Source organism: Aeromonas sp. R10-2, assembly GCF_040908445.1.
GTDB lineage: Bacteria > Pseudomonadota > Gammaproteobacteria > Enterobacterales > Aeromonadaceae > Aeromonas > Aeromonas veronii.
Window position 1 is genome coordinate 31,780 of record NZ_JBFODS010000058.1, and the last position, 26,654, is coordinate 58,433.

A 26,654-nucleotide genomic window follows, 5' to 3' on the forward strand; every position below is an offset into this window, starting at 1 on the left:
AAGAAGGGAGAGAGTTATGCCATATCAAAGTTTGCTATCCGGCCCCCTGCCCCCCGCTGCCAATCTGGGGGTGATTGAAGGCTTTTTTGGCAAGGGATGGAGCTGGCAGGCCCGCGCCCGTTATGCCCAGTGGCTGCCGCGCCACGGTTACGGCTTCTATATCTACGCCCCGAAAGAGGATGGCTATCTGCGCAAGCATTGGGCCCTCCCCTGGCCCGAACAGCAGTTGGCGGATCTCGCCGAACTGGCGCGCCAGTGCCGCGCCAACGGGCTCGCCTTCGGGGTGGGCTTGAGCCCCATGGGGGCGCATCACGACTATGAGCGGCAGCGCCCGGCACTGCTCGAGAAAGTGCGCCTCATCGACGAGATGCTCCAGCCCGATATTCTGGCGGTGCTGTTTGACGATATGAAGGGGGATACCCCGGACCTGGCCCGTCACCAGCTCACCATCGCCCACGATATCGCGGCCCACAGCAAGGCGACCCGCCTCATCTTCTGCCCCAGCTACTACTCGACCGATCCGGTACTGGAGAAGGTGTTTGGCGCCATGCCTCTCCGCTATCTGGAGGAGCTTGGCGAGCAGCTCGACCGCCGTTTCGAGATTTTCTGGACCGGCCCCAAGGTCTGCTCCAGCGAATATCCGGCGAGCCACCTCAAGCAGGTGGCCGAACTGCTCGGCCGCAAGCCGTTCCTGTGGGACAACTACCCGGTCAACGATGGCAGCAAGGCGAGCAGCTACCTACACCTGCGCGCCTTCGAGAATCGCCCTGCCGAGCTGGCGGAGCTGATCTCTGGCCACGCGGTCAACCCGATGAAGCAGGCAGCGCTCTCCGCCCTGCCCCTCGCCACCCTGCCGATGAGCTACCGACTCGGCAAGCAGTACGACCCCGACAAGGCGCTGCATGCCGCCCTCAACGCCACCTGCGGCCCGCAGATCTCGGCGATGATCGAGGCCGACCTGCCGCTGTTTCAGGATCTGGGGCTGGCACAGCTCACCCCCGAGCAGATTGCCGCCCTCAAGGCGCGCTATCTGCCGTTTCGTGACCAATCCTGCGTAGACGAAATCGTGCGCTGGCTGGACGGGGAGTATGTGTTCGACCCCGACTGCCTGACCGACTAAACCGCCCCCTGCGGGGGGCAGAAAGGAGGTTGTATGGATGCACACCTGCTTTACCAGAATCTGGCGGTGATCGCCGCCTTCTTGCTGATCTACAGCCTGATTGCGGGGCGCTTCGAGTCAAAACTGGTCAACGGCCCCCTGCTCTTTCTGCTGACCGGCTGGTTGCTGGGGCCGGGCGGGCTTGAGCTGCTCTCCCTCTCTATCGACAGCGCCGGCATCAAGCTGCTGGCCGAGCTGACGCTAGTCATCGTGCTGTTCAACGATGCCGCCAACACCAACTGGCATGTATTGCTGGCCAACCGCCAGCTCCCCATCCGGCTGCTGCTGATTGGCCTGCCCCTCACCCTGCTCTGTGGTGCCCTGTTTGGCCACTGGATCTTCCCCGACCTGCCACTGCTGGAGATGGCTATCCTCTCCACCATTCTTGCGCCCACCGATGCGGCGCTCGGCAAGGCGGTGGTAAGCAACCCCGCGGTGCCGGCACCGGTGCGTGAAGGGCTCAATCAGGAGAGCGGCCTCAACGACGGCATCTGCGTACCGGTGCTGCTTCTGCTGCTGGCCCTTATCGCCCCCACCGAGCAGCATGCAGGCACAGCAACGCTGGCCATCACCCTGATGCTGGAGGAGATCGGCATTGGCCTGCTGGTCGCTTTTGTGTTGACCAGCTTCACCATTCGGCTACTGAAAATCTCCTATCTCAACGGCTGGCAACTGCCGCTCTGGCGCCAGCTCACCATGCCGGGGCTGGCCCTGCTCTGCTTTGCACTGGCCCAGACTCTCGGTGGCAGCGGCTTTATCGCCGCCTTTGTCGGCGGCCTCTTTATCGGCCACCGGCTCGGCGAGCACAAGCACGCCTATATGGACAGCTGCGAAGGTTACGGCGACCTGCTCTCCGTGGTGATCTGGATGGTGTTTGGCGCAACCCTGATGCCCATCCTGCCCGAGCTGCTGCACTGGCAATACTGGATCTATGCCATTGCCAGCCTCACCCTGCTACGGATGCTACCGGTCTGGCTGAGCCTCATCGGCACCGACCTCAAGCCGGAGCTCAAGCTCTTTATCGGCTGGTTCGGCCCGCGGGGCCTTGCCAGTATCGTCTTTGCGGTGATGGTGCTGCAAAACGAGCCTGCCCTGATTGGCCAGCGTCCCATCATCGCCACCGTGCTCTGCACCATCATATTGAGCGTCATCCTGCACGGCCTCACCGCCAACCCCTGGGTCGAGCGTTTCAAGCCTCGCTGAGCCACCCTGCGCCCATAAAAAATGCCACCGACCGGTGGCATTTTTCTTGTCTGGTGCGGGTCACTGACAGCGCTCAACCAAGCGCCAACCAGACTCCCACCCCCAGCATCAGAGTACCGGCGATGCGGTTCATCAGGGTGACGTTGCCGCTCTTGGCGAGGAAGTGGCGCAGGGTGCGGCCACCGCTGGCGTAGAGCAGCAGGCAGGAGAACTCGATGACCAGGATCAGCGCCACCAGCGCGCTGATCTGCGGCACCATCGGCTTGTCGGCAGAGATAAAGGGGGGCAGCAGGGAGATCATGAAGGCCCACCCTTTGGGGTTGGCGATGGCGGTGACGAAACCCTGCAGCGCCAGCCCCATGGCGCTGGTCTGTTGACCGGCCGAGAGATCCGCCGGAATGGCCATCTTCCCCTTGGCCTGCCACATCTGGATGCCGAGCCACACCAGATAGGCGCCCCCCACATATTTGAAGGCGGCGAAGATCCCCGGATAGTTGAGCATGATGGCTGCCACCCCGATCACCGACAACACCGAGACCAGCCCGACCCCGATCAGCTCCCCCCACATCATGTGCAGGGTGCGGCGCACCCCCAAGCTCATCCCCAGAGTCATCGACAGGGTCATGCACATGCCCGGGGTCACCGAGACAAAGAAAAAGGTCGGGATAAACAGAGCCAGAATGGCCGGATCGATCCAGCTGGACACAACACACCTCCATATGACGAGAGCGGGAAATCACGAAAACGGGACAGGATTGACACAACCCAGCAAGTTGTACCACATATTCAGGGGATAAAGCGCTCAATCATGCCTAAACGGCTCCTTTCTCACAAGAAAAAACCTTTTCTTCAGCACATTTCAGCAATAAAAGCCTGTGACAGCTCCTGACGTGCATGTGTAAGATGTCTGCTCCTCCAATTCCGGATTAGAGCCATTTATGTCATTGAATAATCTATCAATACGTGTCCAGGTCTTGATACCTTTGCTGCTGGCCAGCCTGCTGATGATGGTGATGATCGCCATCAGTAAACAGGGTCTGGATGAAGCCATCAATGACATAGATGAGACGACCCAGACCGTGGTTCAGCACAAGGACGATATTGCCAAACTGATCCACGCCACCTACCGGTTGCGCACCAGCGCCATCTATGGCCTCTACGATGCCAAGCTGTTTGCCGCACTACCCGCAAACCTCAACAGCGCCGAGCAGGAGATCAACGCCATCCTCGGCCGTCTGGTGCTCCCCGGTGCCGAGCAGGATAACCGTCAGGTCGCTGCCGCCCTGCAGGCCTACCTCAGCCATACCCGCAGCAACATGCTGCCGCTGCTGGCGCAAAAACATCAGGGTGGCGGCGATCCGGTCGCCTACGAGGCGGCTCGCCTCCATTTCCGCGAGCTGGGTGAACAGCTGATCAAGCAGATCGATAGCATGTCCGCCCACATCAACCAGCTGATCCAGCAAGAGCTGGCCGAAGAGCAGGCCCACTACGACGCCACCCTGCTGCGTACCCTGCTGCTCACCGCAGGTACCCTGCTGGCGGCGCTGATCTGTGGCTGGGTCCTCTCCGGGCGCATCGTCAGCCCCATCAGTCAGCTGCAAGAGGTGATGCACGCCGTGGCGCAAGGGCGCTTCAACGTGCGCGCCAAAGCGGAAGGCAACAACGAACTGACCCGTCTGGCCAAAGATATCAACCTCACTCTGGGGCAACTTGGCAGCACCATCGAGAACCTGACCGGGATCAGCAACAGCGTCGCCTCCGCCGCCACCGAGCTGGCCGCCGTGATGACCCAGTCCGAGGCCAATGCAAAGCAGCAGCACAGCGAGATCGAACAGGTCGCCTCCGCCGTGACCGAACTCTCCAGCACCGCTGACAATGTCAACCACAATGCCGCCATCGCCGATGAGCTGGCGCGGGATGCCAATGGCCGGGTCGAACAGGGGCTCGCCCTCTTTACCGAAAGCATCGCCGCCAACAGCCGGATGGCAGGCAGTCTGGAAGATGCCGCCGCCATCGTGGCCCAGCTCAAATCCCAGTCCGAGCAGATCGGCAAGGTAATTGAAGTGATTCAGGGGATCTCCGAGCAGACCAACCTGCTGGCACTCAATGCCGCCATCGAAGCGGCCCGTGCCGGTGAAACGGGTCGTGGTTTTGCGGTGGTGGCCGACGAGGTGAGAATGCTGGCGGCCCGTACCCAGGACTCCACCAAGGAGATCCAGGCCATCATCGAGCGGCTGCAGAGCCAGTCCCAATCCGCCAACAACGGCGTGCAGGAGACTCTGGAGATCCTCAGCCATAACCAGCGCTTGTCCGCTCAGGTGCAGGATCTGCTAAGCGGCATTACCGGTGCCGTGCGCCAGATCAACGACGCCAACGCCCAGGTCGCTACCGCCGCCGAGGAGCAGTCCTGCGTCACTGCCGACATCAACCGCAATATCACCAATATTCACGAGATCGTGAGCCAGAGCTCCGCTGGTATCAGCCAGAGCGCCAGTGCCAGCAACGAACTCTCCCAGCTCGCCGAGCAGCAACGCAAGCAGCTGGCCCAATTCCAGCTGTAAGCGCACAAAGTGAACCAGACAAAAAGGCCCGCAAGGGCCTTTCTTGTTGATGGAGCAATGGCTTTGTCTCTGTTTTAAACGCCATTTTTTGGCCGTTGGTGCCATAAGGGGCTGGGCTGCCCTGTCAAATATCGGTATGGTAGAGGCACGTTACTCCCCCTCACGTGAGCACACCATGAGCCTGAGATTCAAGAAACCCGCTTTTATCGCCCTGGGGCTCATCGCCCTCATTTCCGCCGCCTGGCTCGACTACTACCTGCCGGAGCACACCATCGCCACCATCACCGGGGTCGAGGTGAAGCGCACCGACAAGGATGGCCCCATCAGCCAGAAGAACCCGGCTGACGGCCCCACCACCGATGTCTACTACATCTACACCGAGCGCCCCGGCGAGAAGATCCGGGTGTTTCGCAATGAAGATACCGAGTGGGGCTGGCCCTTCTACTTCAAGTTCAACGCCGCCGACGTCCAGGCCAAGGCCAAGTCGATGGAGTTCGAGAAACGCCTGGCCATCATTACCTCCTACGGCTGGCGCATCAACATGTTCTCCATGTTCCCCAACGTCACCAAGATTGAGAGCACCGAGCCTGACGCCTCCACCTGGAGCTTCTTCCGCTGGTTCTGGTTCGGCCTCTGGGCACTGGTGATGGGCAAAGCCGCCATCGCAACCTGGCGCTACTTCGATCGTCTCGAGGACGAGCTATGAGCGAGCCGAGCAAGACCCGCACCAGCTTCTACCGCCGCCTCTACGTGGCCTGGCTGATCAGCCAGGGCACGGATACGGTGCCCGCCATCATGGAGGCGACCGGCATGCCGCGCCGCACCGCGCAGGATACCCTGACGGCGCTGGCCGAACTCGATATCAGCTGCGCCTTCGAGCAGACCGAAGGGGCTCGCCACCTACAGGGGCACTACCGCATCAGCGACTGGGGGCCCATCAATCCGGCGTGGATCAAGGCTCAACTGCCGCTTATCAAAGAGACGTTGAGCTATCCCTGATCCGGGAACCGCTCTGCAATCACACTCTGCTTTAAATTAAAGAGGGGCCAGCCGGCAAGGCTGGCCCCTCTTTTTTCAGGCCGATGTCGTGACAGGTCGCCCTACTCGGGCATGGCCGAATCCTCAAGCTCCCCGTCAGACTCGCCGCGGGTGCAGTCGATGATGGAGCGCTTGGGGTTGTTGGGGTCGCGCAGCAGCAGAGGCGCCAACCCCTCGTCATGCTTCTGCTCGTCACCAAACTCGCTGCCGTAGGCGTTGTGGGTCAACCGGCGGGCATTGGCGATGGGAGTATCGACAAAGAGAGCATGCACTTCGAAGCTGGAAGCGGGCACGATAAAGCCGACCACCGGCAAGCCGTGCAGCTCCTCGTGCACCTTGTACCAGGCAAAGCCGTCGCTCACCTTGTAGGGGGTGTAGTTGGCCAGTTGTAGATTGGCGGGCCTGCCCGTCTCATCCACATAGAGATCGGTAAATTCACAGGTCGCCAGCCCCTGCCACATCCGCTCGAATGGCGTCGCACAGCCTGTCAGTTGCAACCCGGCCAGCAGCACCAAGCCTCTCTTCCACATTCCCCGCCCCTTCTTGCAAAAATGAACCGGCGCTCAGTCAAACGCCCGCAGCCGCGTCACCAGCAGATCGATAAAGCCCGGACGATCCAGCCCCAACAATACCAGCGCATTGGCTGGCTTGCCGGTCAGACCATAACGATCCACCACCGTCATCCCCAATGTATGCTTCCCGCTGGTCTCGATATCGACCCGGCACTCGACTCCGTGGAACAGCTCGGGAGCCAGCAACCAAGCAATGGTACAGGGGTCGTGGAGCGGTGCACCAGCAAATCCCCACTTGGGATCCCGATGGTAGATCATGAAAAAGTCGAGCAGCCCGGCCACACACTGGGCCACCGGATTGGTGATGGTGCGTACCAGTTCGATATCCTCGTCCATCACCTGCGCCTCGTGGGTCACATCGAGGCCGCACATGGTGATGGGGATACCCGACTTGAAGACCATATCGGCCGCTTCCGGGTCCACATAAATATTGAATTCCGCCGCAGGCGTCCAGTTGCCCGCCCCTGCGGCGCCCCCCATCAGCACGATGCGAGCGATCCTGGGTTTGAGCTCGGGATGAGCCGCCAGCAGCAGGGCGATATTGGTGAGCGGGCCGGTCGGCACCAAAGTCACGGGCTCCGGGCTCTCGCGCAGACATCTGGCCATTAGCTCGATCCCCGTCATCCCCAGCGGCGCAAAGGCGGGATCCGGCAACTTGGGGCCATCGAGGCCCGACTCGCCGTGAACGTTGTCGGCGATGATAAGCTCGCGGGCCAGCGGTTTCGGTGCCCCGGCCGCCACCGGAATATCGTCACGTCCCAGCAGGGTGAGGATGCGCAGGGCATTGTTGAGGGTCTTGTCCGGCGTCTGGTTGCCCGCGCTGGTGGTAACCGCCAGCACCTTCAGTTCAGGGCTAGCCAGCGCCAGAATGAGGGCGATGGCGTCGTCGTGGCCGGGATCACAATCGAGAATAACGGGCAGTGCCATGGGATGAGTCCTTACAACATAACAGGGAGCCATACCTTAACAAGCAAGCTTCGGATGAACTCGGGAAGGGGTCACAAAACGGGGCCTTGTTGGTGACCCAGGCGGTTTGCACGGCACGCCGCATCGCTCAAAGCGGCTCATTATCAAGAGGTTGCATGGCGTCATGCCGTTCATTTTCCGAGGCTGCGCACCGCCCATTCGCCCGGCCGCGCCGGTTCGGGTATGATCGACCCCCGTTTTCTGCCCGTGCCCCCTATGTCCGTTATCGTCGACACCTTTATCGCCCCGCCTTGCAGTGCCGCCATCGAGATCCTGTTCGAAGATGAGCACCTGCTGCTCATCAACAAGCCGAGCGGCCTGCTGAGTCTGTCGGGCAAGAACCCGCAGAACCTCGACTCGGTTCACTATCGCTTGGTGCAGGATTTCCCCGGCTGCACTTTGGTGCATCGCCTAGATTTTGGCACCTCAGGCATCATGGTGGTCGCCAGAAACAAGGCCATCAATGCCCTGCTCTGCCAGCAGTTCAGTCAGCGGGCGGTGAGCAAAGCCTACAGCGCCCTGCTGCGCGGTCATTTGATTGACGACGAAGGGGTTATCGACGCTCCCATCGCCAAGGATCCGTCGATTTTCCCGCTGATGAAGATCTGCGCCGCCAGCGGCAAACCCGCCCGCTCCCGCTATCGGGTGATTGAGCGGCTGGCGCAGCAGATACAGGGGCAGACCGTGCCACTGACCCGGGTACGACTGGTGCCACAGACCGGCCGCACCCATCAGCTGCGCATCCACAGTCAGCTGCTGGGTCATCCCATTCTCGGTTGCGATCTCTATGGTGGCCTGCTGCCAGCCAGCTGCGAACAGGCACCGCGGCTGATGCTGCATGCCAGCGAGCTGGATTTTGCTCATCCGGTGAGCGGCGAGCCGATGCAAGTACGCTGTCCAGCGCCGTTTTAGAGCCAATAGGGAGAGACAACCAGCGCAAGTGCAGCGGGATCAGTGAAAGGCGTGACGGGAGAGGAAAGGCGGTAAACGGCGGATAAAGATAGGGGCCGCGCTTTCGCAACGGCCCCCACCCCCCACTCTTTGTGGTGCTATCAGATCAGCTTGCGGGCAGCGCCCAATACGATCTTGATGGCATCAGATTCGGTCTTCGCCATGGTCTCGGCGTTCGGGATCTCTTGCTGGGTACGGTTGACGATAACGCCAGCCACCATACCGGCACGCAGGCCCTGGCTGGAGCACATGGTCAGCAGGGTTGCGGACTCCATCTCATAGTTCAGCACGCCCATGGCTTGCCACTCTTTCATGGAACCCTGGAAACGGCTCACTACGCGGCCGGATACGGTGTCGTAACGCTCCTGACCCGGGTAGAAGGTGTCAGAGGAGGCAGTCACACCGATGTGCAGCTTGGAGCCCATCTCTTTGGCGGTGTTCACCAGCGCAGTGGTGCAGTCGAAGTCGGCAACAGCCGGGAACTCCATCGGAGCAAAGTGCAGGCTGGCACCGTCGAGGCGCACGGAACCGGTGGTCACGATCACGTCACCCACGTTCAGGTGCGGCTGGATGGCGCCAGTGGTACCGATACGCAGGAAGGTGCGAATACCCAGCTGGGCCAGCTCTTCTACCGCGATGGAGGTGGACGGGCCACCGATACCGGTAGAGCAGATGATCACGGCCTTGCCGTCCATCTCGCCGCGCCAGGTAGTGAATTCACGATGGCTGGCCAGGTGCACCGGGTTATCCAACAGCTCTGCGATACGCTTCACGCGCTCGGGGTCACCGGGGACGATCGCCAGGGTGGCGCCTTGCAGATCCGCTTTCTTCAAACCCAAGTGAAATACATCAGACATATTGGACTCCTGGTTGCCCCCTGCCAGCATGGTCAGGGCACAAGTTAAGATGATTCTTTATGATACTTTCAAGCCTTTACCCCTCTCTTCGGGGAGGCGCCAACTATGGTCGAAAGCGCTTTCCAATTCCTTGAAGCGCCTCACACTTCCACGCATTGACAGTGACAAACATTGCGCAAAACGTTTGCTAACTCAATGAAATAATTGACAAACGTTTTTCTGCTAATCGAGTCAGATGCGGGAAAGTCAAGCCTGGTTCAGCGCTTAATTAACGACTCGTGATCGACCCCGTAAAGTTGTAAACAAGATGCTTTTGTATCCCTTTCTAGATGGTAGCCTAACTCTCAACTACCACTTAATGGCTAACTATAGGAAGTCCATCATGGCTACATTCAAATTCTATATTCCCGCAATCAACCTGATGGGTGCCGGCTGTCTGCAAGAGGCAGCCGCCGATATCAAGGGTTACGGCTATCGCAAGGCGTTGATCGTCACCGACAAAATTCTCAACCAGATCGGCGTGGTCGCCAAGCTCACCACCCTGCTGGCTGAACATGGTATTGAAAGCGCTGTTTTCGATGAGACCAAACCCAACCCCACTACCAGCAACGTCGAAGCGGGTCTGGCGATGATCAAGGCCAACGGCTGCGATTGTGTCATCTCGCTGGGTGGCGGCTCGCCTCACGACTGCGCCAAAGGCATTGCGCTGGTCGCCGCCAACGGTGGCAGCATCAAGGATTACGAAGGGGTGGATCGATCCGCCAAGCCGCAGTTGCCGCTTATCGCCATCAACACCACCGCCGGTACCGCCTCCGAGATGACCCGCTTCTGCATCATCACCGACGAAGCGCGCCACGTGAAAATGGCCATCATCGACAAGTACGTTACCCCGCTGATGTCGGTCAACGATCCCGAGCTGATGCTGGCCAAGCCAGCGGGTCTCACCGCCGCCACCGGCATGGATGCCCTGACCCACGCCATCGAAGCCTATGTCTCCACCATCGCCACCCCGGTGACCGATGCCAGCGCCGTGATGGCCATCGCGCTGATTGCCAAGCACCTGCGCACCGCCGTTCACCATGGCGATGACCTGCATGCCCGCGAGCAGATGGCCTATGCCCAGTTCCTGGCCGGCATGGCCTTCAACAACGCAAGCCTGGGCTATGTGCACGCCATGGCCCACCAGCTGGGCGGTTTCTATGACCTGCCCCACGGTGTCTGTAACGCCGTGCTGCTGCCCCACGTTCAGGCGTTCAACGCCCAGGTGAGCGCGGCTCGTCTGAAGGATGTCGCCCGCTACATGGGGGTGGATGTGAGCGCCATGAATGACGAGCAGGGCGCCGCCGCGGCCATTGCCGCCATCAAGCAGCTGGCGCTGGATGTGAAGATCCCGGCCGGTCTGGAGCAGCTCGGCGTCAAGGCCGATGACTTCGATACCCTGGCCAGCAACGCCCTGAAAGATGCCTGCGGCTTCACCAACCCGAAACAGGCGAGCCACGAAGAGATCGTCGCCATCTTCCGCGCCGCCATGTAACGGCTGCCGGATTGCCAGAAAGGGTCGCAGTGCGGCCCTTTTTATTGGCTGATGGATCAATGGCTTTTTACTTCCGTGGAGGGAGTCGGTATGATTTGCCGAGCCAAAAAGACTGTATGGATGATCTGAACTCGATATGCGGATGAAACACCTGATTGCCGCGGCTTTGACCGCCCTCACCCTCTCCGGTTGCAGCCTGGTCTATCGTATCGATATTCCCCAGGGCAACTATGTGGAACAAAAACAGGTCGACAAACTGCGCCAGGGGATGACCCGCGAGCAGGTCAGCTATGTACTGGGAACCCCCATGCTGCGTGACGGCTTTGACCCCAACACCTGGTACTACCTCTATGAATTCCAGCCGGGCCACGGCGACAAGGAGCGCAAAGAGCTCACCGTCACCTTCGCCAACGACAGGCTGACCACAGTGACGGGTGACTTCCCGCTGCCAGCAGCCTTCAATACCCCGCTCTGATATCCCGCAAAACCGGCCTCGCGCCGGTTTTGTTTTATCAAGCCCCGCGTAATTCATCCTGCCCGACAACACTGAGTCATTTCTCCCCATTGCAGCTACCCGCAAATTGCCTGATGCTGATGAGCAGCCACCATGGCATCAACACCATCGAATGACACAGGGAGAATCCCCATGAGCCGGATCCTGATTGCCGGAGCCAGCGGCCTGATCGGTCGCGAACTGGTGCAGCAACTGCCTGCCGAACATGAACTGACCCTGCTCTGTCGCAAGCCGGGCAAGGAGGCGCACCACTGGCTGCCGGTCAATTTTGATGATCTGGCCAGCGTCACCCTCTCCCGCCCGGTGGATATCGCCTTCTGTGCCCTCGGTACCACCCGCAAGGAAGCGGGCTCTGCCGAGGCGTTTCGCCGGGTCGATCTCGACTATGTGGTCGCCTTTGCCGAACTGGCCCGCCGCCACGGTTGTCAACGGCTGATCGTGGTCTCGAGCATGGGAGCCAGCGCATCGTCCCCGGCTCTCTATCCGCGTACCAAGGGAGAGATGGAGCAGGCCCTGCTGGCCCAATCCTGGCCACGGCTCGCCATCGTGCGGCCCGCCATGCTGCTCGGAGATCGCCAGCCACAGCGCCGCTCCGAGCAGATCTTTCAGACCATCTACCCGCTGTTTCGGCCGCTGCTGGTGGGCAAGCTCGCCCGCTGGCGCGCCATCGAGGCCCGTCAGGTGGCCCGCGCCATGATCGCCCTCTCGAAACTGCCCGCCGGGTGCGAGATTGTCGAAAACGAGCAACTGCTGGCTCTCTGAACCCGACCTTCCCCACTACTTAAGCTCTATGCCGTAAAAACAGCAGGGCAAACCAATTGGCTTGCCCTTTGTCTATCTGTTGGCGTGATACACCCCAACCATCTCTTGCCACCATTGACCGCGCTCGGCAGTCAGGGCAACCGCCATCAACCGCGAATATGGTCGATAAAGGCGTCGATCTGCTCGCGGGTGCAGGCGGGGTTCATAAAGACGGCCTTCTCCCCTGCGATGTAGGAGTACTTGCCGCGGGCGTCATAGTCGGAGTGGGCCACCGCCTCCACCCAGTTGGTGTAGAGCCCCACCTTGCCGCGCCCCTTGAACAGGCTGCGGTGATAGTCAGTGTTGCGCTGCAACCGCGTCTTGTAGGCGGGATCGCTTGAGCGGGCCAGCTCGAAGGCGAATTCGGCTTCAGGATTGCTCACCCACTCGGGGTTGTAGATCTTGAAGCCGACGCTCGGCCCCTGATTCTCCTGCGCCACCAGCTTGACGTTGCCAAGCTGACTCAGGCGATAGCGGAAGTAGTTGGCATTTTGCAGGCAGTGGGCCAGCACGGTGCGATACCCCTCCACCCCCATATAGTTGAGCGCCGCATAGGCACCGAACAGGCCACTCGCGCCGCGGGAGCACTCGATGGTGGATTGCAGGTGGGTCTGGCCCTGAATGTCCCGCTCGAAGTAGGAGAAGTTCTCCGGGTCATTCTCCATCGCCTTGAGGTCATCCTGCTCTTTAATCATCACCAGACTGGAGGTGTAGGGCACATAGCCCCACTTCTGGAAGTCGACGGTGAAGGAGTCGGCATATTTCAGCTCGGCAAAGCGTGCCACGTTGCGCTCGATCCCCGCCAGGGTGGCGCTGTTGATGGCGAGCGGGTTGGCGGCAAAGTCGTAACCCAGGAAGAAGATCATCGACCAGCCGATGGCGGCATCGACGTGGATGTGAGGTTTGACCGCCACCTCGAACTGCTCGCAGAGGCGATTGCGCAGCTCGAACACGGGTTTCACCTGATCGACCCCGAAGGTATCGGTGGTGCCCATGGTGAGCATGATGGTGGGCACCACGTGTTTCAGGGCAAAACAGGCGGTCAGGGTGCGCTCGAGATGGTCGAGATCGATGTCATTGTTCTCGCCGACCTGAATGCGGATAGTCTTGTTCTCGATGTCGACCCCGAGCAGGGAGAGGTTGGTGATGTTGGAGTAGTGACCGCCCTGGGAGTTGATGATGCGGTAATCCTGATAGTGGCCGAGCCCCTTGTGCTTGGCCTCGGGCAGGCTTTTGCGAATGCCGAGCAGGTAGCCATAGAGGTTACAGAAGGTCCCCCCCTGGGTGAAGATGCCGGTGGCGCGAGCCGGGTCGTAGCCCGCCAGCAGCGCAATCTGGCGCACCACCTTCTTCTCCAGCTCCTCGGCCACCCCGGCGTATTCGGAGTAGACCAGATTGGGGTTGGCCAGAATGCCCAGCTGGGCACCGTAGATGGCGGGATCCGCCGACATGGTGATGACGTTCTCGACACTGGAGGGGTTCTCCCAATCCTTCGTCAGCGCGGCGGCAAACAACAGCTCGGCCATGGGCTCGCCCGGGGTGCGCATGGTGGCGGGCACCGGCATGGTCTCGCAGAGATCGGCCAGGCGGGCACGGCCATCAGGCCAGGCGTTCAGGCGGGCATCCGGCGCCAGGCCACGGGCCCGAAATTCGTTGAGGGTGGCAAATCCGGGTTCGCGAAAAACCGGCCAGAGATCGGGATTGCGCGAGAAAAAGTTGGCTTTGACGGTGGCGAAACGGGCGGAGAAATCGGGGTGGACGGCATTGACACTTTCGTCTTGCAGATAAACTAAGTCACTCATTTTTATACCATTAGTACAGCAAATGTGCGGCCGTTATACCCCTGAGCCAGCGGGGCCGACAGTGACAATATCTAATGGCCTACCCTACTTTTTGTCATGTATCAGTCATCACAAGGGCTGGCAAAAAGGCGCCTTTGAGGCGCCTCTTTATATTTCGTGATCTTGCTCCCATCCTGGCTGACAGCGCCCTCACTAACGGACCGCCATCAGCACAGCGCCCCCTCAACGCAGGGAGGCCAACAGCCACCGGGCAAACTCCGCCAGCTCGCTCTGCTGCTGCGGGAAGGCCGCCAACCAGGGCTGCAGACGCGCGGCAACAGCGTCCGGTCGATAGCCGCAACCCGCCAGTTCGGCCGCCAGCCGATCAAACGGGGCCGGCTCCAGAGTATCGCTAAAGAGCTGCGCTCGGGTGATGACCCCTTTCTCCACATCAAAGTGCAGCTCCACCCCGCCCCAGCTGAACCGCTCCTCCAGCAGATGGGTGAAGGCGGGCGCGTGGCCATAGTTCCACTCCCAACTGCGCTGGCAGGCGAAGGTCTCGGCAAAGCCCGGCAGATCCGGCATCTGCTCGGGGGAGATATGCTCGGGCTCAACTCGCGCGCCGTAATGGTGGAAGAAGGCCTCCTGCAGCGCCTCGCTCACCTGTTGATGGTCGATCCCCGGCAGCAGTTCGCACAGATTGGCCACCCGGCTGCGCACCGAGGTGATCCCCTTGGCCGCCAGCTTCTTGGGGTCGGGGTTGAGATAGTTGGCAAGGCGGCCGAGATCGGCATCCAGCAGCAGGGTGCCGTGGTGAAAACCGCGATCCAGAGTCTCCCGATAGGCCGACCCCGATACCTTGCGCTCCCCGTCCGGGGTGGCCACCAGCAGATCGTTGCGACCAGAGGCAAACGCCTCGATCCCCAATCGCTTGAGCCCGTCCAGCACGATGGCGGTGGAGACGCTCTTGTCATACTCCGGCTTGCCCGCCATGAAGGTGAAGCAGCTGTTGCCAAGGTCGTGGAACACGGCGCCGCCACCGCTGCTGCGACGCGCCAGGGTCACCCCGTCCTCTTCCATGCGGCGGGTATTGCACTCCTTCCACGGGTTCTGGGCACGGCCAATCACCACGGTATTGGCATTGCGCCAGAGGAACAGCACCCGCTGACCGGGGTCCATCTGGCGGAAGATGCACTCCTCAACGGCCAGATTGAACAGGGGATCGTGAGAGTCGGAGAGAAGCAGACGCAAGCGGGACATAAAAAGACCTTATCCGGAACTGGGGGCAACATGATAACACTGACGGGGTACCGTCACTGAGCTGTCGCACATTAACCGGTGCGCAGCAGCCGCGATACATTTGCGTCACACCTGACTGCCCTATAAAAGTATCTATTGATATAACGACACAGCTTGACGTGCAACCACGGAAAAAATGCAGTTTAGCCACAATGATAACGATAAAGACGGGAAAAAGTGGCTAGAATGCGACCACTTCGATAGGCCATATGACTCTCTTGTTGGTCACATAACTTGCAAAAAAGCGGCATGTATCCATCCCGTGTGATGAACGACACAAAAATGACTTTCCAACCCCCCTATACCCCATTGCAAACGCCTTTTCTCCCCTTGCAGGTGACACAAAATTGCTTGAATCTAGCCTAGACACCGCTCCCGAGAGAAACGTTGTATGACGGAGAACGCAGCCCCCCGCCAGCCCCTCAGCTGGTTTATGCCAATGCTGGTCGGTATGGTCATCGCGACCCTGACCTCTTCCCCCGTGCGAGCCAGCGAGCAGGTCATCGTCCAGTTGCCGTGGCAACACCAGTTCCAGTTTGCCGGTTACTACGCGGCCATCGCCAAAGGGTTTTATCGGGAGGCCGGTCTGCATGTCACCCTGCGCGAAGCGGACTCCCGCACCGATGTGGTCAGCGAGGTGATCTCGGGAAAGGCCCAGTTTGGCATCAGCGGCAGTGATCTGCTGCTGGATCGGGCTGCCGGTCGTCCGGTGGTGGTACTCGCCGCCCTGCTGCAGCACTCGCCGCTGGTTCTGCTCACCCTGGATAGGCCAGATATTCGCAATCCGGCCGATCTGGCCAACAAGCGACTGATGCTGGAGCCTGGCTCCAACGAGCTGCTGACCTACCTTTCCCACCAGACCCGCAGCCGCGACTGGGTCACCCTTCCCTACAAACAGGGGATTCAGGCACTGCTGGCGGGCAAGGTGGATGCCATCAGCGCCTACAGCACTACCGAGCCCTTCTATCTGCAACAAATAAAGGGATCCCCTATCGGGTCTTCAGTCCGCGCACCATCGACTTCGACTTCTACGGCGACAACCTGTTTACCTCCGAGCGGGAGCTGATCACCCGACAGGATCGGGTCTACGCCTTCCAGCAGGCCAGCCTCAAGGGGTGGCGCTATGCGATGGACCACCCCGAAGAGATGATCAACCTGATCATGGAGCAGTACCCGACCGGGGCTGGCCGTGAACAGCTGGAGTTCGAGGCTCGTGAAACCAGAGAGCTGATGCAGCCGGATCTGATCGAACCTGGCTACATGCAGCAGGAGCGCTGGCTGCAGATCGCCAAAACCTATCTGGAGGCGGGCATGCTCACGGTATTGCCCAACCTCGACCGCTTTATCTACGACCCGGCGCAGGAGCGGCTGCGCCAGCAACGGCAGCTGCTCGACAAGAGCGTGGCGGTGGCCATGCTCATCACCTTTACCCTGATGACCCTGCTCGGCATCTTCTTGCACCTCTATCTGCGCCTGCGCCAGGAGGCGCGGGATCGCCAGCGGCTGACCCGTGAACTGGCCCAGAGCGAGCAACACTACCGCTTCGTGGCGGAGAACAGCGCCGATGTAATCTGGACCATGGATGCCGCCAGCTTGCGCTTTCGCTACGTCAGCCCGGCCATCACTCCTCTGAGCGGCTACGAGGCCCCCGAGCTGTTTGCCCTGCCCCTCAAACAGCTGCTGCCGGATGCCTCAAGGCAGCTGCTGCGCGAGGAGATCTCCGCCACCCTGGAGGCCTGGCAGCGGGGGGAACATGACCAGACTCGCCGGGTCATTCGCACCCAGTTGCGCCACAAGGATGGCCATCTGGTGGCGACCGAGACCATCACCACCCTCCATGGCAACCACAATGCCCAGCCGGAGGCGATCCTCGGGGTCACCCGGGATATCACCGAGCGGGCAGCGCGGGAGGAGATGATGCGCCGCCTCGCCTTCTACGATCCCCTCACCGGGCTGCCCAATCGCCGCTTGCTGCAGCAACGGCTCAAGGAGCTGATGGAGCAGGAGACGCCCCGTCCGCTGGCATTGATGTTTATCGATCTCGATCACTTCAAGCCGATCAACGACACCTTCGGCCATGAGACCGGGGATATTCTGCTCAATATGGTGGCCGAGCGGATGAGCCACTGCGTGCGCAAACAGGATCTGGTGGCACGGCTGGGGGGCGACGAGTTCGTTATCTTGCTGCCGGAGAGTGGCGACGAAGTGCTGGCGGTGGCCGACAAGCTGCACCAGCAGCTGCGCCATCCGTTCCAGCTGGAGGGGCAGGAGCTGCTCATCTCCAGCAGTATCGGGCTGGCGCTCTATCCCGAGCACGGGGAGGATGCCAAGACGCTGATGCACCACGCCGATCAGGCCATGTATCAGGCGAAGAATCGCGGCCGCGGCCGGGTCTGCCTCTTTACCGAGGGCCTTGATCCCGAGCAGGGCGCCCTGCTGTGGCAACCCGGCCACGAGTGCGGTCACCCGCGCATCGATGCCGAGCATCGCCAGCTCTTCGTATTGACCAACCGGCTGCTGGAGCGGATGAAAGATCAGCACGAGGATCCGGCCCCGTTTCTGGAAAGTCTGGAGAGCCTGTTCGACATGGCCCGCCATCACTTCGCCTTTGAAGAGCAGATGTTGGCGGAGATCGACTATCGGGAGCTCGTCAGCCACCGTCAGGATCACCAGCGCCTGCTCAACAAGGCAGGTCAGCTACTGCACGCCGCCAAAGCGGGGACGCTGGGCAACGACGAGTTGCTCAACTTCATCATTCAGGAGCTGGTGGTCGGCCACATGAGTCAGGCGGATCGCCGCTACTTCCCTCTGTTCAGATCTGAGCGCAGCCTGTCGGTTGCGGAGGTGGTCGCCTAGTTCCCCCCTGTTCAGACCCGAGCGTAACGCGCCTCTTGCGAAAGGAGCGACCTAGTCACCGCGCAGGGCAACCACGGGGTCGAGACGCACAGCCCGCAGCGCAGGAGCGACCCCGGCCAATAGGCCAACCAGGGCGCTGCAACCGAGCGCCAGCAGCAGATAGAGAGGATGGAGGGTGAGCGGCAAGCCGGCCGCCAGCAGGGTGAGCAGCAGCTTGAGCCCCCCGAGCAGGGCCAGCCCCATGGCTCCGCCCAGCAGCGCCAGCACCACGGCTTCGAGCAGGAACAGCAATAAAATACGCCGCCGCGGACAGCCCAGCGCCATCAGCAAGCCCACTTCAGGGATCCGCTCCTGCTGGGCGATGCTCATGATACTGAAGATGCCGACCGCCCCGATCAGCAGCGAGATAATGCCGAGCCCGCCAACCGCCAGCTTGATGATGGAGAGTATCTTGTCGAGGCTGGTCAGCATGTCCTGCTGGGAGGTGAGGGTGAAATCCTCGGCGCCGTGGCGGGCGATCAGCAGCCGCCTGATCTGGGCGGTGATCTCGGCCTCCGTCTGCCCGGCGCGATAGATGACGTCGATCTCCTGCAGCCCCTCCTTGTTGAACAGCGCCTGAGCGTGAGCAGCGGGCAGATAGATCATGTCGTCCAGATCAAAGCCGAGAAATTGCCCTTTGGGAGCCAGCACCCCGGCCACTCGAAAACGGCGATCACCGGCCCGCAGCAAACTGCCCGGCGCATCGCCACCGGGAAACAGCTCAGCCGCCACCTTGGCACCCAGCACCGCATAGGCGCGGGGCATGGCACTGTCGTCCGCGGGCAGAAAACGCCCCTGCACCAGGGTGAGTCGCCAGCCGGAGAGCGCCGCCGGGCCGGTGCCCAGAATGGCGGTGCTGCGGGTCAGCCCGCGGCTGCGCACCTCCCCCTGCCCCTGCACTACAGGGAGCGCCGCATCGATACCCGGCAATTTGGCGAGGGCATCGGCGTCCTCCAGCAGCAGGGGACGGCTGCTGGAGAGGATGCCGGGCGGGCCGCCTGCGGTTTCGGTCTTGCCCGGGGTCACGGCGATCAACCGGGTGCCAAATTGGGAGAAGCTGTCGAGCAGATAGAGCCTGAGACCCTCGCCGATGCCGGTGAGCAGGGTCACCGAGGCGATCCCGATGGCAATGCCGAGCGCCGACAGCAGGCTGCGACTGCGCCCCGCCAGCAAGGCGCGCCAGAGCCAGAACAGCAGATCGGCGGCGCGCATCAGCCACCGCTCCATTGCCCGCTGCGCAGGCTGCTGACCGGATCTTGCCGTGCCGCCCGGGAGGCGGGCAGCCAGCTAAAAAACAGCCCGGTCAGCAGGGCCGCCGGTATGGTGCAGAAAGTAGCGAGCAGAGGGACCGCCGCCGGAAATCCGGGCCAAATCACTCCGGCGAGGGCAACCAGGGCATAGCCCAAGACCGTGCCAAACAGCGCGCCACTGCCGCTCAGCAGCAGCGCCTCCCACAAAAACAGCTGGCGGATCTGGCGGCTGTCGGCCCCCAGCGCCTTGAGCAGGCCGATCTCGCCAGTGCGCTGGCGGGTGCTGATCAGCGCCAGATTCATCATCATGATGCCGGAGACCAGCAGGCTGATGGCGCCGATGCCGGCAACCGCCAGGGTGAGGGTCGAGAGAATGGTGGAGAAGGTGGCCAGCATGGCGTCGCGGCGCACCACGGTCACATCGAGCACCCCGTGGCGCGCCTGCATCAGCTGCTCCAGTCGCTTGACCAGGGGGGGCACGGATTGCCCCGCCAGCGGCTGGATCAGCAGCCGAAACAGCCCCTCGGTGTTGAACAGCCGCATGGCGCTACCGACCTGGATCAGCGCCGCCTCGGCCATATCCATCCCCAGATTGCTGCTCTGGCTGGTGAAGACCCCCACCACCCGAAAGCGGCGATTGTCAAAACGCAGCCACTGTCCGACCGGATCGACCTGACCGAACAGCTCACGGGCCACCTTGGCCCCGAGCAGGACGGTCGGCCTGTCCTCTGCGGGATCCCCCGGCAGCCAGCGGCCGGAGAGTAGCTCCAGCCCGTGGGTATCGCGCAGCCCGTTGCTGCTGCCAAGCAGCATGGTCTGGCGCAGCCGCGCCCCCTGTTTGGCCTCGGCAAAGCCCATCACCAGCGGCACCAGCCGCACGTTTGGCTGATGCTGGCCAAGGTAGTGCATATCATCGAGAGTGATCTGCCGCAGACTGTTTCCGGTGACCGGCGGCAGCCCGCCGGTGGTCTCCTTGCGGCCCGGGAACATCACCAGCAGATCCTTGCCAAGGGAGCTGAACTGGTCCGCCACATAGCGCCTCGCCCCCTCCCCCAGCGCGGTGAGCAGCAGCACCGAGGTGACGCTCAGACTCACCGCCAGGATCAAGACCAGCGCCCGTGAACGCTGACGCAATAACGCCACGGCGGCAAAGCGGATCACATCGGGGCGCAGCATTCAGCCACCGCCGCTATCAATGTTGATGCGGCCATCGTTCATCAGGATCCGCCTGCCTGCCCGCTCACCGAGGCGCGGATCGTGGGTCACCACCACCAGCGTGATCCCCTGCTCCCGGTTGAGCCCCTCCAGCAGGGTAATCACCTCCTCCCCTGAGCGGGAGTCGAGATTGCCGGTAGGCTCGTCGGCCAGGATCAGCCGCGGCGCCATTGCCATGGCCCGGGCGATGGCTACCCGCTGACGCTGACCGCCGGATAGTTCGGCAGGGCGGTGTCCGGCACGATTATCCAGCCCCAGCTCCCCCAGCAACTGCTGGCTGCGGCGATGGCGCTCGGCGGGGGCGATCCCGCACAGCATCAGCGGCAGCTCGACGTTTTCACGGGCGGTGAGGCGGGAGATGAGGTGAAACGACTGGAACACAAAACCGATGCGATGGCCGCGCAGCTGGGCCAGCGCCGGCTCTGACAGAGTGGCGGTATCCTCCCCTCCCAGCCAGTAACGCCCCTCATCGGGCCGATCCAGCAGCCCCAGCACATTGAGCAGGGTCGATTTGCCGGAGCCCGAGGGGCCCATCACCGCCAGATACTCCCCCTCGGCAACCCGCAGGGAAACGCGGTCGAGGGCAGCCACTTCGCTCCCCCCCAGAGTGAAACGACGGCTGACTGCATCAAGGCGAATGAGATCACTCATCCGTCTGCTCCGTGGCGGTGCTGAAAGGGCCCTCCCCGACAATCTGTCCGGGCTGGGCAGCCAGCCGATCACCGGCAGCGAGCCCCTCGGCCACCTCAATCCAGTTCCAGTTCTCCACGCCCCAGCGGGGCACCACCCGCACCAGCTTATCCCCTTCCAGCCGCAGCACACTGCCATCGTCGGCCCGGCTGCTGGCCGCGACCCGCAGCACATCGGTGGCGCGGGTCACCTCGACCTCAAGGTCGGCACTGTAGCCAATAAGCAGGGGCACATCGGTGGGCAGGGCAGTGAGCGCTGCCTCCACCTCGACGGTGCGGGCCTGCTTCTCCAGCTCCTTCACATAGGGGGCGATACGGGTGACGGTGGCGGCAAAATCGCGCCCGGGCATGGCATCGAGCAGTACCCGGGCAGACTGGCCCACCTTGAGGCGGGCGGCATCCACCTCATCGATGGGGGCAGAGACATAGAGACAGCGATCGTCGATAAGATCGATCACCGGAGGCATGGCCACTCCGGGTGGTGAGGGGGTCATGTATTCGCCCAGCTTGCTGTTGACCTCCGCCACCACCCCGGCAAACGGCGCCAGCAGGCGACGCTCGCTCAAGCGGGCCTCCACCTGGGCGACCTGCGCCTCGTCAACCCGCTCCTGCTGACGGGATGCCTGACAGACATAGCGGCGGGTATCGGCCAGATTCTGGGCCTGCTCGGCGAGGGTGCGGGAGGTGAGGTTTTTGGCCAGCAAGGTGGCCAGCCGACTGGCCTCCCGCTCGTAGTAGGCCGCCTCGCTGCAGCGCTCCTCCCGCTGGGTCTTGCCAAGGGCCTGCTGGGCACGGGCACGGGCGAGATCGGCGCGGATATCATCACTCCAGAGGGTCAGCAGCAGATCCCCTCGGGCTACCCTGTCTCCGGCCTTGACGGCGATCTGCTCCACCACGCCGCCACCGGGCAGACTGAGCCCGGCCCGCTGACACGACTTGATGGTGCCGGCCCGGGTGTTGACCACGGTGACCAGCACATCCCCCCGCCCGACCTCAGCCAGCCTGATCGGCGTCGGCTGCGGTCGCCACCACCATGCCACAGCAGCCACCGCTACCACAGCGCCACTTCCCCACCACAACCAACCTCTCTTCATCGCGCATCCTTTCGCTAGTGACTCCCGTCATGTGCGTCGGGAGAGCAGGGCATAATAGAGCAAGGGTATCACCACCAGGGTGAGCAAAGTGGAGACCAGGATCCCGAAAATCAGGCTGATGGCCAGTCCGTTGAAGATGGGATCATCGAGGATAAACAGGGCCCCGATCATCGCCGCCAGCGCCGTCAGCATGATGGGTTTTGCCCGCACCTGCGCCGCTTCGATCACCGCCTGCTCGAACGCCACCCCGGCGCTGCGTTGCTGCTCGATAAAGTCCACCAGCAGGATGCTGTTGCGTACGATGATCCCGGCCAGGGCGATCATCCCGATCATCGAGGTGGCGGTAAACTGGGCCCCCAACAGGGCGTGGCCCGGCATCACCCCTATGATGGTGAGCGGAATGGGGGCCATGATGATGAGCGGCACCAGATAGGAGCGGAACTGGGCCACCACCAGCAGGTAGATGAGGAGCATCCCCACGGCGTAGGCTAGCCCCATGTCGCGGAAGGTCTCGTAGGTGATCTTCCACTCCCCGTCCCACAACAGCGCCACCTCTCCCAGTTTATCGGGCTGCTGCACGTAATATTGGGGCAGGTCGATGTCGGCACCGGCGGCAAACATGCCGTAGAGCGGGCTGTCGGTATGTCCACCCATGTCGGCCACCACCATCACCATGGGCTGCATGTTCTTGTGCATGATATAGCTGGGGGCCAGCTCATCACGGCGACTCACCAGCTCGGAGACCCGCACCAGCTGACCGCTCTGGCTGCGCACCTTGAGGGCCAGCACACCCGCCAGCTCCCGTTTGTCACCGGGAGCCAATTCGATACGGATCGGCACCGGATACTTGGCGCCGTGACCCTGCAGCCAGCTGGCATCCTGATAACCCACCCCGCCATTGAGGGTGTTCACCAGATCCCCGAGATCGACCCCGAGCAGGGCCGCCTTGCTGCGATCCACCACCAGCCGCCACTTGGGCTGCGGGTCGGTCAGATAGATATCCACATCCACCAGATCCGCCGTGGCTACAAAGCGGGCCTGTACGGCGCGAGCCGCCGCTTCGCGGGCGGCCTGAGTCGGGCCATAGATCTCGGCAACGATGGGGGACCAGACCGGCGGGCCGGGCGGCACCTCAACGACTTTCAGGTTGCCCCCTGCCGCACTGGCGATGGCCTGCAGCGGCTCCCGAACCGACTGGGCAATCTGGTGACTGCTGCGATCCCGTTCATGCTTGTCCACCAGATTGACCTGAATATCCCCCACGTTGGCGCCGCTGCGGATAAAGTAGTGGCGCACCAGCCCGTTGAAATTGATGGGGGCGGCGGTGCCGGCGTAGATCTGGTAATCCTTCACCTCCTCCACCTTGGCAAGCTCCCGCCCGACCGCCAGCAGGGTACGTTCGGTCTGCTCCAGGGTTGCCCCCTCCGGCATATCGAGCACCAGCTGAAATTCCGACTTGTTGTCAAAGGGGAGCATCTTGAGCACCACCCACTGCACCACCGGCATGGCGGTAGCCGCCCCGACCAGCAGCAACACCACCAGCCAGAGTTTGCGTCTGGCACGCTTGGCGCCATCACCAATCAGGAAAGGGGTCATCAGCCGGTGAAAAAGACCCGCCTTGGCCTCGCCGTGGGCACCGTGCACCGAATCCTTGAGCAAATGGCTCGCCAGCCAGGGGGAGAAGATAAAGGCCACCAGCAGGGAGATAAGCATCCCCATGCTGGCATTGATGGGAATGGGGCTCATGTAAGGGCCCATCAGCCCGCTGACAAAGGCCATCGGCAGCAGGGCCGCGATGACGGTCAGGGTCGCCAGTATGGTCGGCCCCCCCACCTCGTCCACCGCCCCCGGTATCAGATCCTTGAGCGCCCCCTTGCCCAAACCGCGATGACGGTGGATGTTCTCCACCACGACTATGGCATCATCCACCAGAATGCCGATGGAGAAGATCAGCGCAAACAGCGACACCCGGTTGAGGGTAAAGCCCCACGCCCAGCTGGCAAACAGGGTCAGCGCCAGGGTGATGACGATGGCAACGCCCACCACCAGCGCCTCACGCCAGCCCATGCTCACCAGCACCAGCAGCACCACCGCCGTGGTGGCAAAAATGAGCTTGCCGATCAGGGTGTTGGATTTGGTCTCGGCGGTGACGCCGTAGTCCCGGGTCACCGTTACCTCGACGCCGGCAGGGATAAGCCGATTTTTGAGACTCTCGACCCGCGCCTCCACCCGCTTGGCCACCTCGACCGCGTTCTGGCCTGACTGCTTGCCGATGGCCAGGGTCACCGCCGGATAACTGGCCTGCCCTTGCCCCATCCAGCTGCGTTTGGTCGGGGTCTCCTGACCCAGAGAGACCCTGGCCACCTCCCCCAGATAGACCGGCTTGCCGTCGTGCAGCCCCACCACCAGCTCTCTAGCCTCCTGCTCGTTTTGCAGGAACAGCCCGACCTGCACCTTGATCTCCCGGTTATCTTGCTCGATGGCCTGTGTGGTGCCCACCTGATTGGCGGCCGCAAGGCGCTGACTCAGCTCGCCCCAGCTGATGCCGTGGGCGCTGAGGGCCGCCGGATCCGGCATCACCCGCAACACGGCGCTCTGGCTGCCCAGCGTGTAAATATCGCGGGTACCGGGAATGCGCTTGAGTTCGGTCTCCAGCTCATGGGCGACCCGGGTCAACTCGGGAGCCCCCAGTTGCTTGCTCCCCTCTTTGCTCCATAAGGTCAAACTGACGATAGGGACATCATCGATCCCCCGGGGTTTTACCAGCGGCTGACCGACCCCGATCCCCTGTGGCAACCAGTCGCGGTTGGAGTCGAGCTGGTTGTTGAGATCGACGATGGCCTGCTCGCGGCTTACCCCCACCTTGAACACCACCACCAGCAGGGCGCCATCGGGTTGGGAAAAAGAGTAGAGAGTATCGATCCCCTTTATCTGGGAGACCACCTGCTCGGCAGGGGTGGTAACGAGAGAGGCCACTTCAGCCGGAGTGGCTCCCGGGAAGGGAATGTAGACATCGGCGAAGGTGACATCGATCTGCGGCTCCTCCTCCTTGGGAGTCACCAGCACTGCAAACAGGCCGAGCAACAGCCCTACCAGCGCCAGCAGCGGGGTGATGGCCGAGCCCTGAAACAGCGCAGCCAGCCGACCGGCAGGCCCCAGCCTCTCCTTGTTGCCGTTCAGCTCGCTACTCATGGGCCACCTCCTGCTGCTGCGCCCAGGCATCGGGGGCCAGCTTGTCACCGGCTTGCAGACCGGCCAGGATCTCGCACTGCCCCTCTACGCAATGGCCGACCCGCACCGGCGTCAGGGTCCAGCCAGCGGGTTGCTGCAGATAGACGCCGTTGAACTCCCCTTGCCGCAGCAGGGCGCGATCCGGCACCTGCAACACCTGACGCTCACCCTGCTTGAGCTGCACCTTGAGCCACATGCCGGGCAATACCCCGGCGGTTTGCGGCGGCAAGTCGAGGCGCAACCTGAAGGCGTGGCTCTGGCTGTCGGCATAATTGAAGCGGGTCAGTTTGACCGGGGTAACAAGCTTGCCATCCGGCAGCAGCACCTGCACATCCGCAGGCTCACGAGCCAGCGTCAGGGCGGATTGGGGCAACTCCACCTCCACCCGCAATGTGTCGAGGGAGAAGCCGGAGAGCAGCGGGGTACCGGGGGCGACAGTCTCCCCCAACTCCACCAGCCGTTTGGTCACTACCCCTGCATAGGGAGCCAGAATGCGGGTATAACCGTAGGCCTCGCGGGCTTGAGTGAGAGCCGCATCGGCAGCGTTCACCTCGGCGCGGGCGGCGCGATCCGTCGCCTGGGCATTATCGAGCTGGGCGCGGGTGATCACCCCCTTGGCAATCAGCGCCTGAAAGCGGGCGAGCTGGCGCTCGGCTTCCACTTGCTGAGCCTGCGCCCGCGCCAGCCGCGCCTCGGCCCCCGTGACGGCGGCAAACTGCTCTTTGCCGCTGATCTCCAGCAGCGGTTGCCCCGCCTGCACCTGATCGTTCACATCCACCAGCATGCGGGAGACCCGGCCGCTGGTCTGGGCCGCCACCGTCCCCTGATTGATGGCACTGACGGTGCCATCCAGCGTCAGCCAGTCGGTCACCGGCTGTGGCGCCACTGTCAACGGGGGCTCTTTGAGTGGGGCAATAGGCTCCCCGTCTGTAGCCATGGCCTGGGTGGATGTCATGGCCTGCGATGTCATCACCAACAAGGTGATCCCCAGCAACCGGATCTTTTCCATCATTACTCTCCTTCCCTGGCGTAATCTGTCACTTC

At 62.2% G+C, this 26,654-nt stretch carries 21 protein-coding genes and 1 pseudogene; 10 read left to right on the forward strand and 12 right to left on the reverse strand.

From position 1 onward, the window contains the following. Nucleotides 1-16: 16 nt before the first annotated feature. Both AB5Y97_RS12085 and AB5Y97_RS12090 read left to right on the forward strand, forming a co-directional pair. Nucleotides 17-1,120: a beta-N-acetylglucosaminidase domain-containing protein gene (locus AB5Y97_RS12085; RefSeq protein WP_201945578.1), complete on the forward strand. Its 1,104-nt coding sequence runs from the start codon at nucleotides 17-19 to the stop codon at nucleotides 1,118-1,120. 33 nt (nucleotides 1,121-1,153) lie between these two features. Continuing rightward, nucleotides 1,154-2,362 carry a sodium:proton antiporter gene (locus tag AB5Y97_RS12090; RefSeq protein WP_201945579.1) on the forward strand — a complete coding sequence of 403 codons (1,209 nt, stop codon included), beginning with the start codon at nucleotides 1,154-1,156 and terminating at the stop codon, nucleotides 2,360-2,362. 73 nt (nucleotides 2,363-2,435) lie between these two features. Here the strand turns inward: AB5Y97_RS12090 and AB5Y97_RS12095 are convergent, their stop codons facing one another. Then, complete coding sequence (locus tag AB5Y97_RS12095; protein ID WP_043818574.1) at nucleotides 2,436-3,068, reverse strand: LysE family translocator; 633 nt, start codon at nucleotides 3,066-3,068, stop codon at nucleotides 2,436-2,438. A 232-nt stretch (nucleotides 3,069-3,300) separates the two neighbouring features. Between AB5Y97_RS12095 and AB5Y97_RS12100 the strand changes: the two genes are divergently transcribed. From AB5Y97_RS12100 to AB5Y97_RS12110, 3 genes are all read left to right on the forward strand, one after another. Beyond that, on the forward strand, nucleotides 3,301-4,923 hold the full coding sequence (locus AB5Y97_RS12100) for a methyl-accepting chemotaxis protein (RefSeq protein ID WP_064341495.1): 1,623 nt from the start codon (nucleotides 3,301-3,303) through the stop codon (nucleotides 4,921-4,923). Nucleotides 4,924-5,098: 175 nt separating this feature from the next. Next, a complete protein-coding gene (locus AB5Y97_RS12105) occupies nucleotides 5,099-5,629 on the forward strand; it encodes a DUF1523 family protein (RefSeq protein WP_042053974.1) in 531 nt (176 codons plus the stop codon). Continuing rightward, nucleotides 5,626-5,922: a helix-turn-helix domain-containing protein gene (locus tag AB5Y97_RS12110; RefSeq protein WP_005337957.1), complete on the forward strand. Its 297-nt coding sequence runs from the start codon at nucleotides 5,626-5,628 to the stop codon at nucleotides 5,920-5,922. The genes AB5Y97_RS12105 and AB5Y97_RS12110 overlap by 4 nt, the downstream gene beginning before the upstream one ends. Before the next feature lie 101 nt (nucleotides 5,923-6,023). Here the strand turns inward: AB5Y97_RS12110 and AB5Y97_RS12115 are convergent, their stop codons facing one another. Together AB5Y97_RS12115 and rihA are read right to left on the reverse strand one after the other, a co-directional pair. Then, nucleotides 6,024-6,491, reverse strand: coding sequence for a hypothetical protein (locus AB5Y97_RS12115; protein WP_005337958.1), 468 nt, complete (start codon nucleotides 6,489-6,491; stop codon nucleotides 6,024-6,026). Nucleotides 6,492-6,524: 33 nt separating this feature from the next. Further along, on the reverse strand, nucleotides 6,525-7,460 hold the full coding sequence (gene rihA / locus AB5Y97_RS12120) for a pyrimidine-specific ribonucleoside hydrolase RihA (protein WP_368158027.1): 936 nt from the start codon (nucleotides 7,458-7,460) through the stop codon (nucleotides 6,525-6,527). Between the two features lie 255 nt (nucleotides 7,461-7,715). Between rihA and AB5Y97_RS12125 the strand changes: the two genes are divergently transcribed. Then, nucleotides 7,716-8,411: an RluA family pseudouridine synthase gene (locus AB5Y97_RS12125; RefSeq protein ID WP_368158073.1), complete on the forward strand. Its 696-nt coding sequence runs from the start codon at nucleotides 7,716-7,718 to the stop codon at nucleotides 8,409-8,411. A 140-nt stretch (nucleotides 8,412-8,551) separates the two neighbouring features. Here the strand turns inward: AB5Y97_RS12125 and udp are convergent, their stop codons facing one another. After that, complete coding sequence (gene udp, locus AB5Y97_RS12130; protein WP_005337975.1) at nucleotides 8,552-9,307, reverse strand: uridine phosphorylase; 756 nt, start codon at nucleotides 9,305-9,307, stop codon at nucleotides 8,552-8,554. Between the two features lie 382 nt (nucleotides 9,308-9,689). Between udp and yiaY the strand changes: the two genes are divergently transcribed. From yiaY to AB5Y97_RS12145, 3 genes are all read left to right on the forward strand, one after another. Next, a complete protein-coding gene (yiaY, locus tag AB5Y97_RS12135; RefSeq protein ID WP_368158029.1) occupies nucleotides 9,690-10,841 on the forward strand; it encodes an L-threonine dehydrogenase in 1,152 nt (383 codons plus the stop codon). A 136-nt stretch (nucleotides 10,842-10,977) separates the two neighbouring features. Beyond that, on the forward strand, nucleotides 10,978-11,316 hold the full coding sequence (gene bamE, locus AB5Y97_RS12140) for an outer membrane protein assembly factor BamE (RefSeq protein ID WP_005337980.1): 339 nt from the start codon (nucleotides 10,978-10,980) through the stop codon (nucleotides 11,314-11,316). A gap of 171 nt (nucleotides 11,317-11,487) precedes the next feature. Continuing rightward, a complete protein-coding gene (locus AB5Y97_RS12145) occupies nucleotides 11,488-12,117 on the forward strand; it encodes an NAD(P)H-binding protein (RefSeq protein ID WP_368158031.1) in 630 nt (209 codons plus the stop codon). A 146-nt stretch (nucleotides 12,118-12,263) separates the two neighbouring features. Here the strand turns inward: AB5Y97_RS12145 and AB5Y97_RS12150 are convergent, their stop codons facing one another. Both AB5Y97_RS12150 and AB5Y97_RS12155 read right to left on the reverse strand, forming a co-directional pair. Continuing rightward, on the reverse strand, nucleotides 12,264-13,958 hold the full coding sequence (locus AB5Y97_RS12150) for an aspartate aminotransferase family protein (RefSeq protein WP_368158033.1): 1,695 nt from the start codon (nucleotides 13,956-13,958) through the stop codon (nucleotides 12,264-12,266). Between the two features lie 222 nt (nucleotides 13,959-14,180). Next, nucleotides 14,181-15,197 carry a lipoate--protein ligase A gene (locus AB5Y97_RS12155; RefSeq protein WP_368158036.1) on the reverse strand — a complete coding sequence of 339 codons (1,017 nt, stop codon included), beginning with the start codon at nucleotides 15,195-15,197 and terminating at the stop codon, nucleotides 14,181-14,183. 478 nt (nucleotides 15,198-15,675) lie between these two features. Between AB5Y97_RS12155 and AB5Y97_RS12160 the strand changes: the two are divergent. Beyond that, nucleotides 15,676-18,092 (forward strand): annotated as a pseudogene (locus AB5Y97_RS12160) (diguanylate cyclase). 51 nt (nucleotides 18,093-18,143) lie between these two features. Here AB5Y97_RS12160 and AB5Y97_RS12165 read toward each other — a convergent pair. Genes AB5Y97_RS12165 through AB5Y97_RS12190 form a run of 6 tightly spaced genes read right to left on the reverse strand, consistent with a single transcriptional unit; the run spans nucleotide 18,144 to nucleotide 26,619 of the window. Beyond that, complete coding sequence (locus AB5Y97_RS12165) at nucleotides 18,144-19,343, reverse strand: ABC transporter permease (protein ID WP_201991625.1); 1,200 nt, start codon at nucleotides 19,341-19,343, stop codon at nucleotides 18,144-18,146. Continuing rightward, nucleotides 19,343-20,557, reverse strand: coding sequence for an ABC transporter permease (locus tag AB5Y97_RS12170; RefSeq protein ID WP_368158038.1), 1,215 nt, complete (start codon nucleotides 20,555-20,557; stop codon nucleotides 19,343-19,345). The genes AB5Y97_RS12165 and AB5Y97_RS12170 overlap by 1 nt, the downstream gene beginning before the upstream one ends. Continuing rightward, nucleotides 20,558-21,247, reverse strand: coding sequence for an ABC transporter ATP-binding protein (locus AB5Y97_RS12175; protein WP_139432586.1), 690 nt, complete (start codon nucleotides 21,245-21,247; stop codon nucleotides 20,558-20,560). Continuing rightward, on the reverse strand, nucleotides 21,240-22,379 hold the full coding sequence (locus tag AB5Y97_RS12180) for an efflux RND transporter periplasmic adaptor subunit (protein WP_236357608.1): 1,140 nt from the start codon (nucleotides 22,377-22,379) through the stop codon (nucleotides 21,240-21,242). The genes AB5Y97_RS12175 and AB5Y97_RS12180 overlap by 8 nt, the downstream gene beginning before the upstream one ends. Nucleotides 22,380-22,406: 27 nt before the next feature. Then, nucleotides 22,407-25,571 carry an efflux RND transporter permease subunit gene (locus AB5Y97_RS12185; protein WP_368158041.1) on the reverse strand — a complete coding sequence of 1,055 codons (3,165 nt, stop codon included), beginning with the start codon at nucleotides 25,569-25,571 and terminating at the stop codon, nucleotides 22,407-22,409. Further along, nucleotides 25,564-26,619 carry an efflux RND transporter periplasmic adaptor subunit gene (locus AB5Y97_RS12190; RefSeq protein WP_368158074.1) on the reverse strand — a complete coding sequence of 352 codons (1,056 nt, stop codon included), beginning with the start codon at nucleotides 26,617-26,619 and terminating at the stop codon, nucleotides 25,564-25,566. Before AB5Y97_RS12190 ends, AB5Y97_RS12185 begins: the two co-directional genes overlap by 8 nt. Between the last annotated feature and the right edge of the window lie 35 nt (nucleotides 26,620-26,654).

What these genes read in the sequence shown, in the direction of transcription:
- AB5Y97_RS12110 (WP_005337957.1), top strand. Translation starts at nt 5,626, where the DNA reads ATGAGCGAGCCGAGCAAGACCCGCACCAGCTTCTACCGCCGCCTCTAC.
- AB5Y97_RS12150 (WP_368158033.1), bottom strand. Translation starts at nt 13,958, where the DNA reads ATGAGTGACTTAGTTTATCTGCAAGACGAAAGTGTCAATGCCGTCCAC.
- AB5Y97_RS12105 (WP_042053974.1), top strand. Translation starts at nt 5,099, where the DNA reads ATGAGCCTGAGATTCAAGAAACCCGCTTTTATCGCCCTGGGGCTCATC.
- AB5Y97_RS12090 (WP_201945579.1), top strand. Translation starts at nt 1,154, where the DNA reads ATGGATGCACACCTGCTTTACCAGAATCTGGCGGTGATCGCCGCCTTC.
- AB5Y97_RS12175 (WP_139432586.1), bottom strand. Translation starts at nt 21,247, where the DNA reads ATGAGTGATCTCATTCGCCTTGATGCAGTCAGCCGTCGTTTCACTCTG.
- udp (WP_005337975.1), bottom strand. Translation starts at nt 9,307, where the DNA reads ATGTCTGATGTATTTCACTTGGGTTTGAAGAAAGCGGATCTGCAAGGC.
- yiaY (WP_368158029.1), top strand. Translation starts at nt 9,690, where the DNA reads ATGGCTACATTCAAATTCTATATTCCCGCAATCAACCTGATGGGTGCC.
- AB5Y97_RS12190 (WP_368158074.1), bottom strand. Translation starts at nt 26,619, where the DNA reads ATGGAAAAGATCCGGTTGCTGGGGATCACCTTGTTGGTGATGACATCG.
- AB5Y97_RS12185 (WP_368158041.1), bottom strand. Translation starts at nt 25,571, where the DNA reads ATGAGTAGCGAGCTGAACGGCAACAAGGAGAGGCTGGGGCCTGCCGGT.
- rihA (WP_368158027.1), bottom strand. Translation starts at nt 7,460, where the DNA reads ATGGCACTGCCCGTTATTCTCGATTGTGATCCCGGCCACGACGACGCC.
- AB5Y97_RS12115 (WP_005337958.1), bottom strand. Translation starts at nt 6,491, where the DNA reads ATGTGGAAGAGAGGCTTGGTGCTGCTGGCCGGGTTGCAACTGACAGGC.
- AB5Y97_RS12155 (WP_368158036.1), bottom strand. Translation starts at nt 15,197, where the DNA reads ATGTCCCGCTTGCGTCTGCTTCTCTCCGACTCTCACGATCCCCTGTTC.
- AB5Y97_RS12125 (WP_368158073.1), top strand. Translation starts at nt 7,716, where the DNA reads ATGTCCGTTATCGTCGACACCTTTATCGCCCCGCCTTGCAGTGCCGCC.
- AB5Y97_RS12165 (WP_201991625.1), bottom strand. Translation starts at nt 19,343, where the DNA reads ATGCGCGCCGCCGATCTGCTGTTCTGGCTCTGGCGCGCCTTGCTGGCG.
- bamE (WP_005337980.1), top strand. Translation starts at nt 10,978, where the DNA reads ATGCGGATGAAACACCTGATTGCCGCGGCTTTGACCGCCCTCACCCTC.
- AB5Y97_RS12085 (WP_201945578.1), top strand. Translation starts at nt 17, where the DNA reads ATGCCATATCAAAGTTTGCTATCCGGCCCCCTGCCCCCCGCTGCCAAT.
- AB5Y97_RS12145 (WP_368158031.1), top strand. Translation starts at nt 11,488, where the DNA reads ATGAGCCGGATCCTGATTGCCGGAGCCAGCGGCCTGATCGGTCGCGAA.
- AB5Y97_RS12180 (WP_236357608.1), bottom strand. Translation starts at nt 22,379, where the DNA reads ATGAAGAGAGGTTGGTTGTGGTGGGGAAGTGGCGCTGTGGTAGCGGTG.
- AB5Y97_RS12170 (WP_368158038.1), bottom strand. Translation starts at nt 20,557, where the DNA reads ATGCTGCGCCCCGATGTGATCCGCTTTGCCGCCGTGGCGTTATTGCGT.
- AB5Y97_RS12100 (WP_064341495.1), top strand. Translation starts at nt 3,301, where the DNA reads ATGTCATTGAATAATCTATCAATACGTGTCCAGGTCTTGATACCTTTG.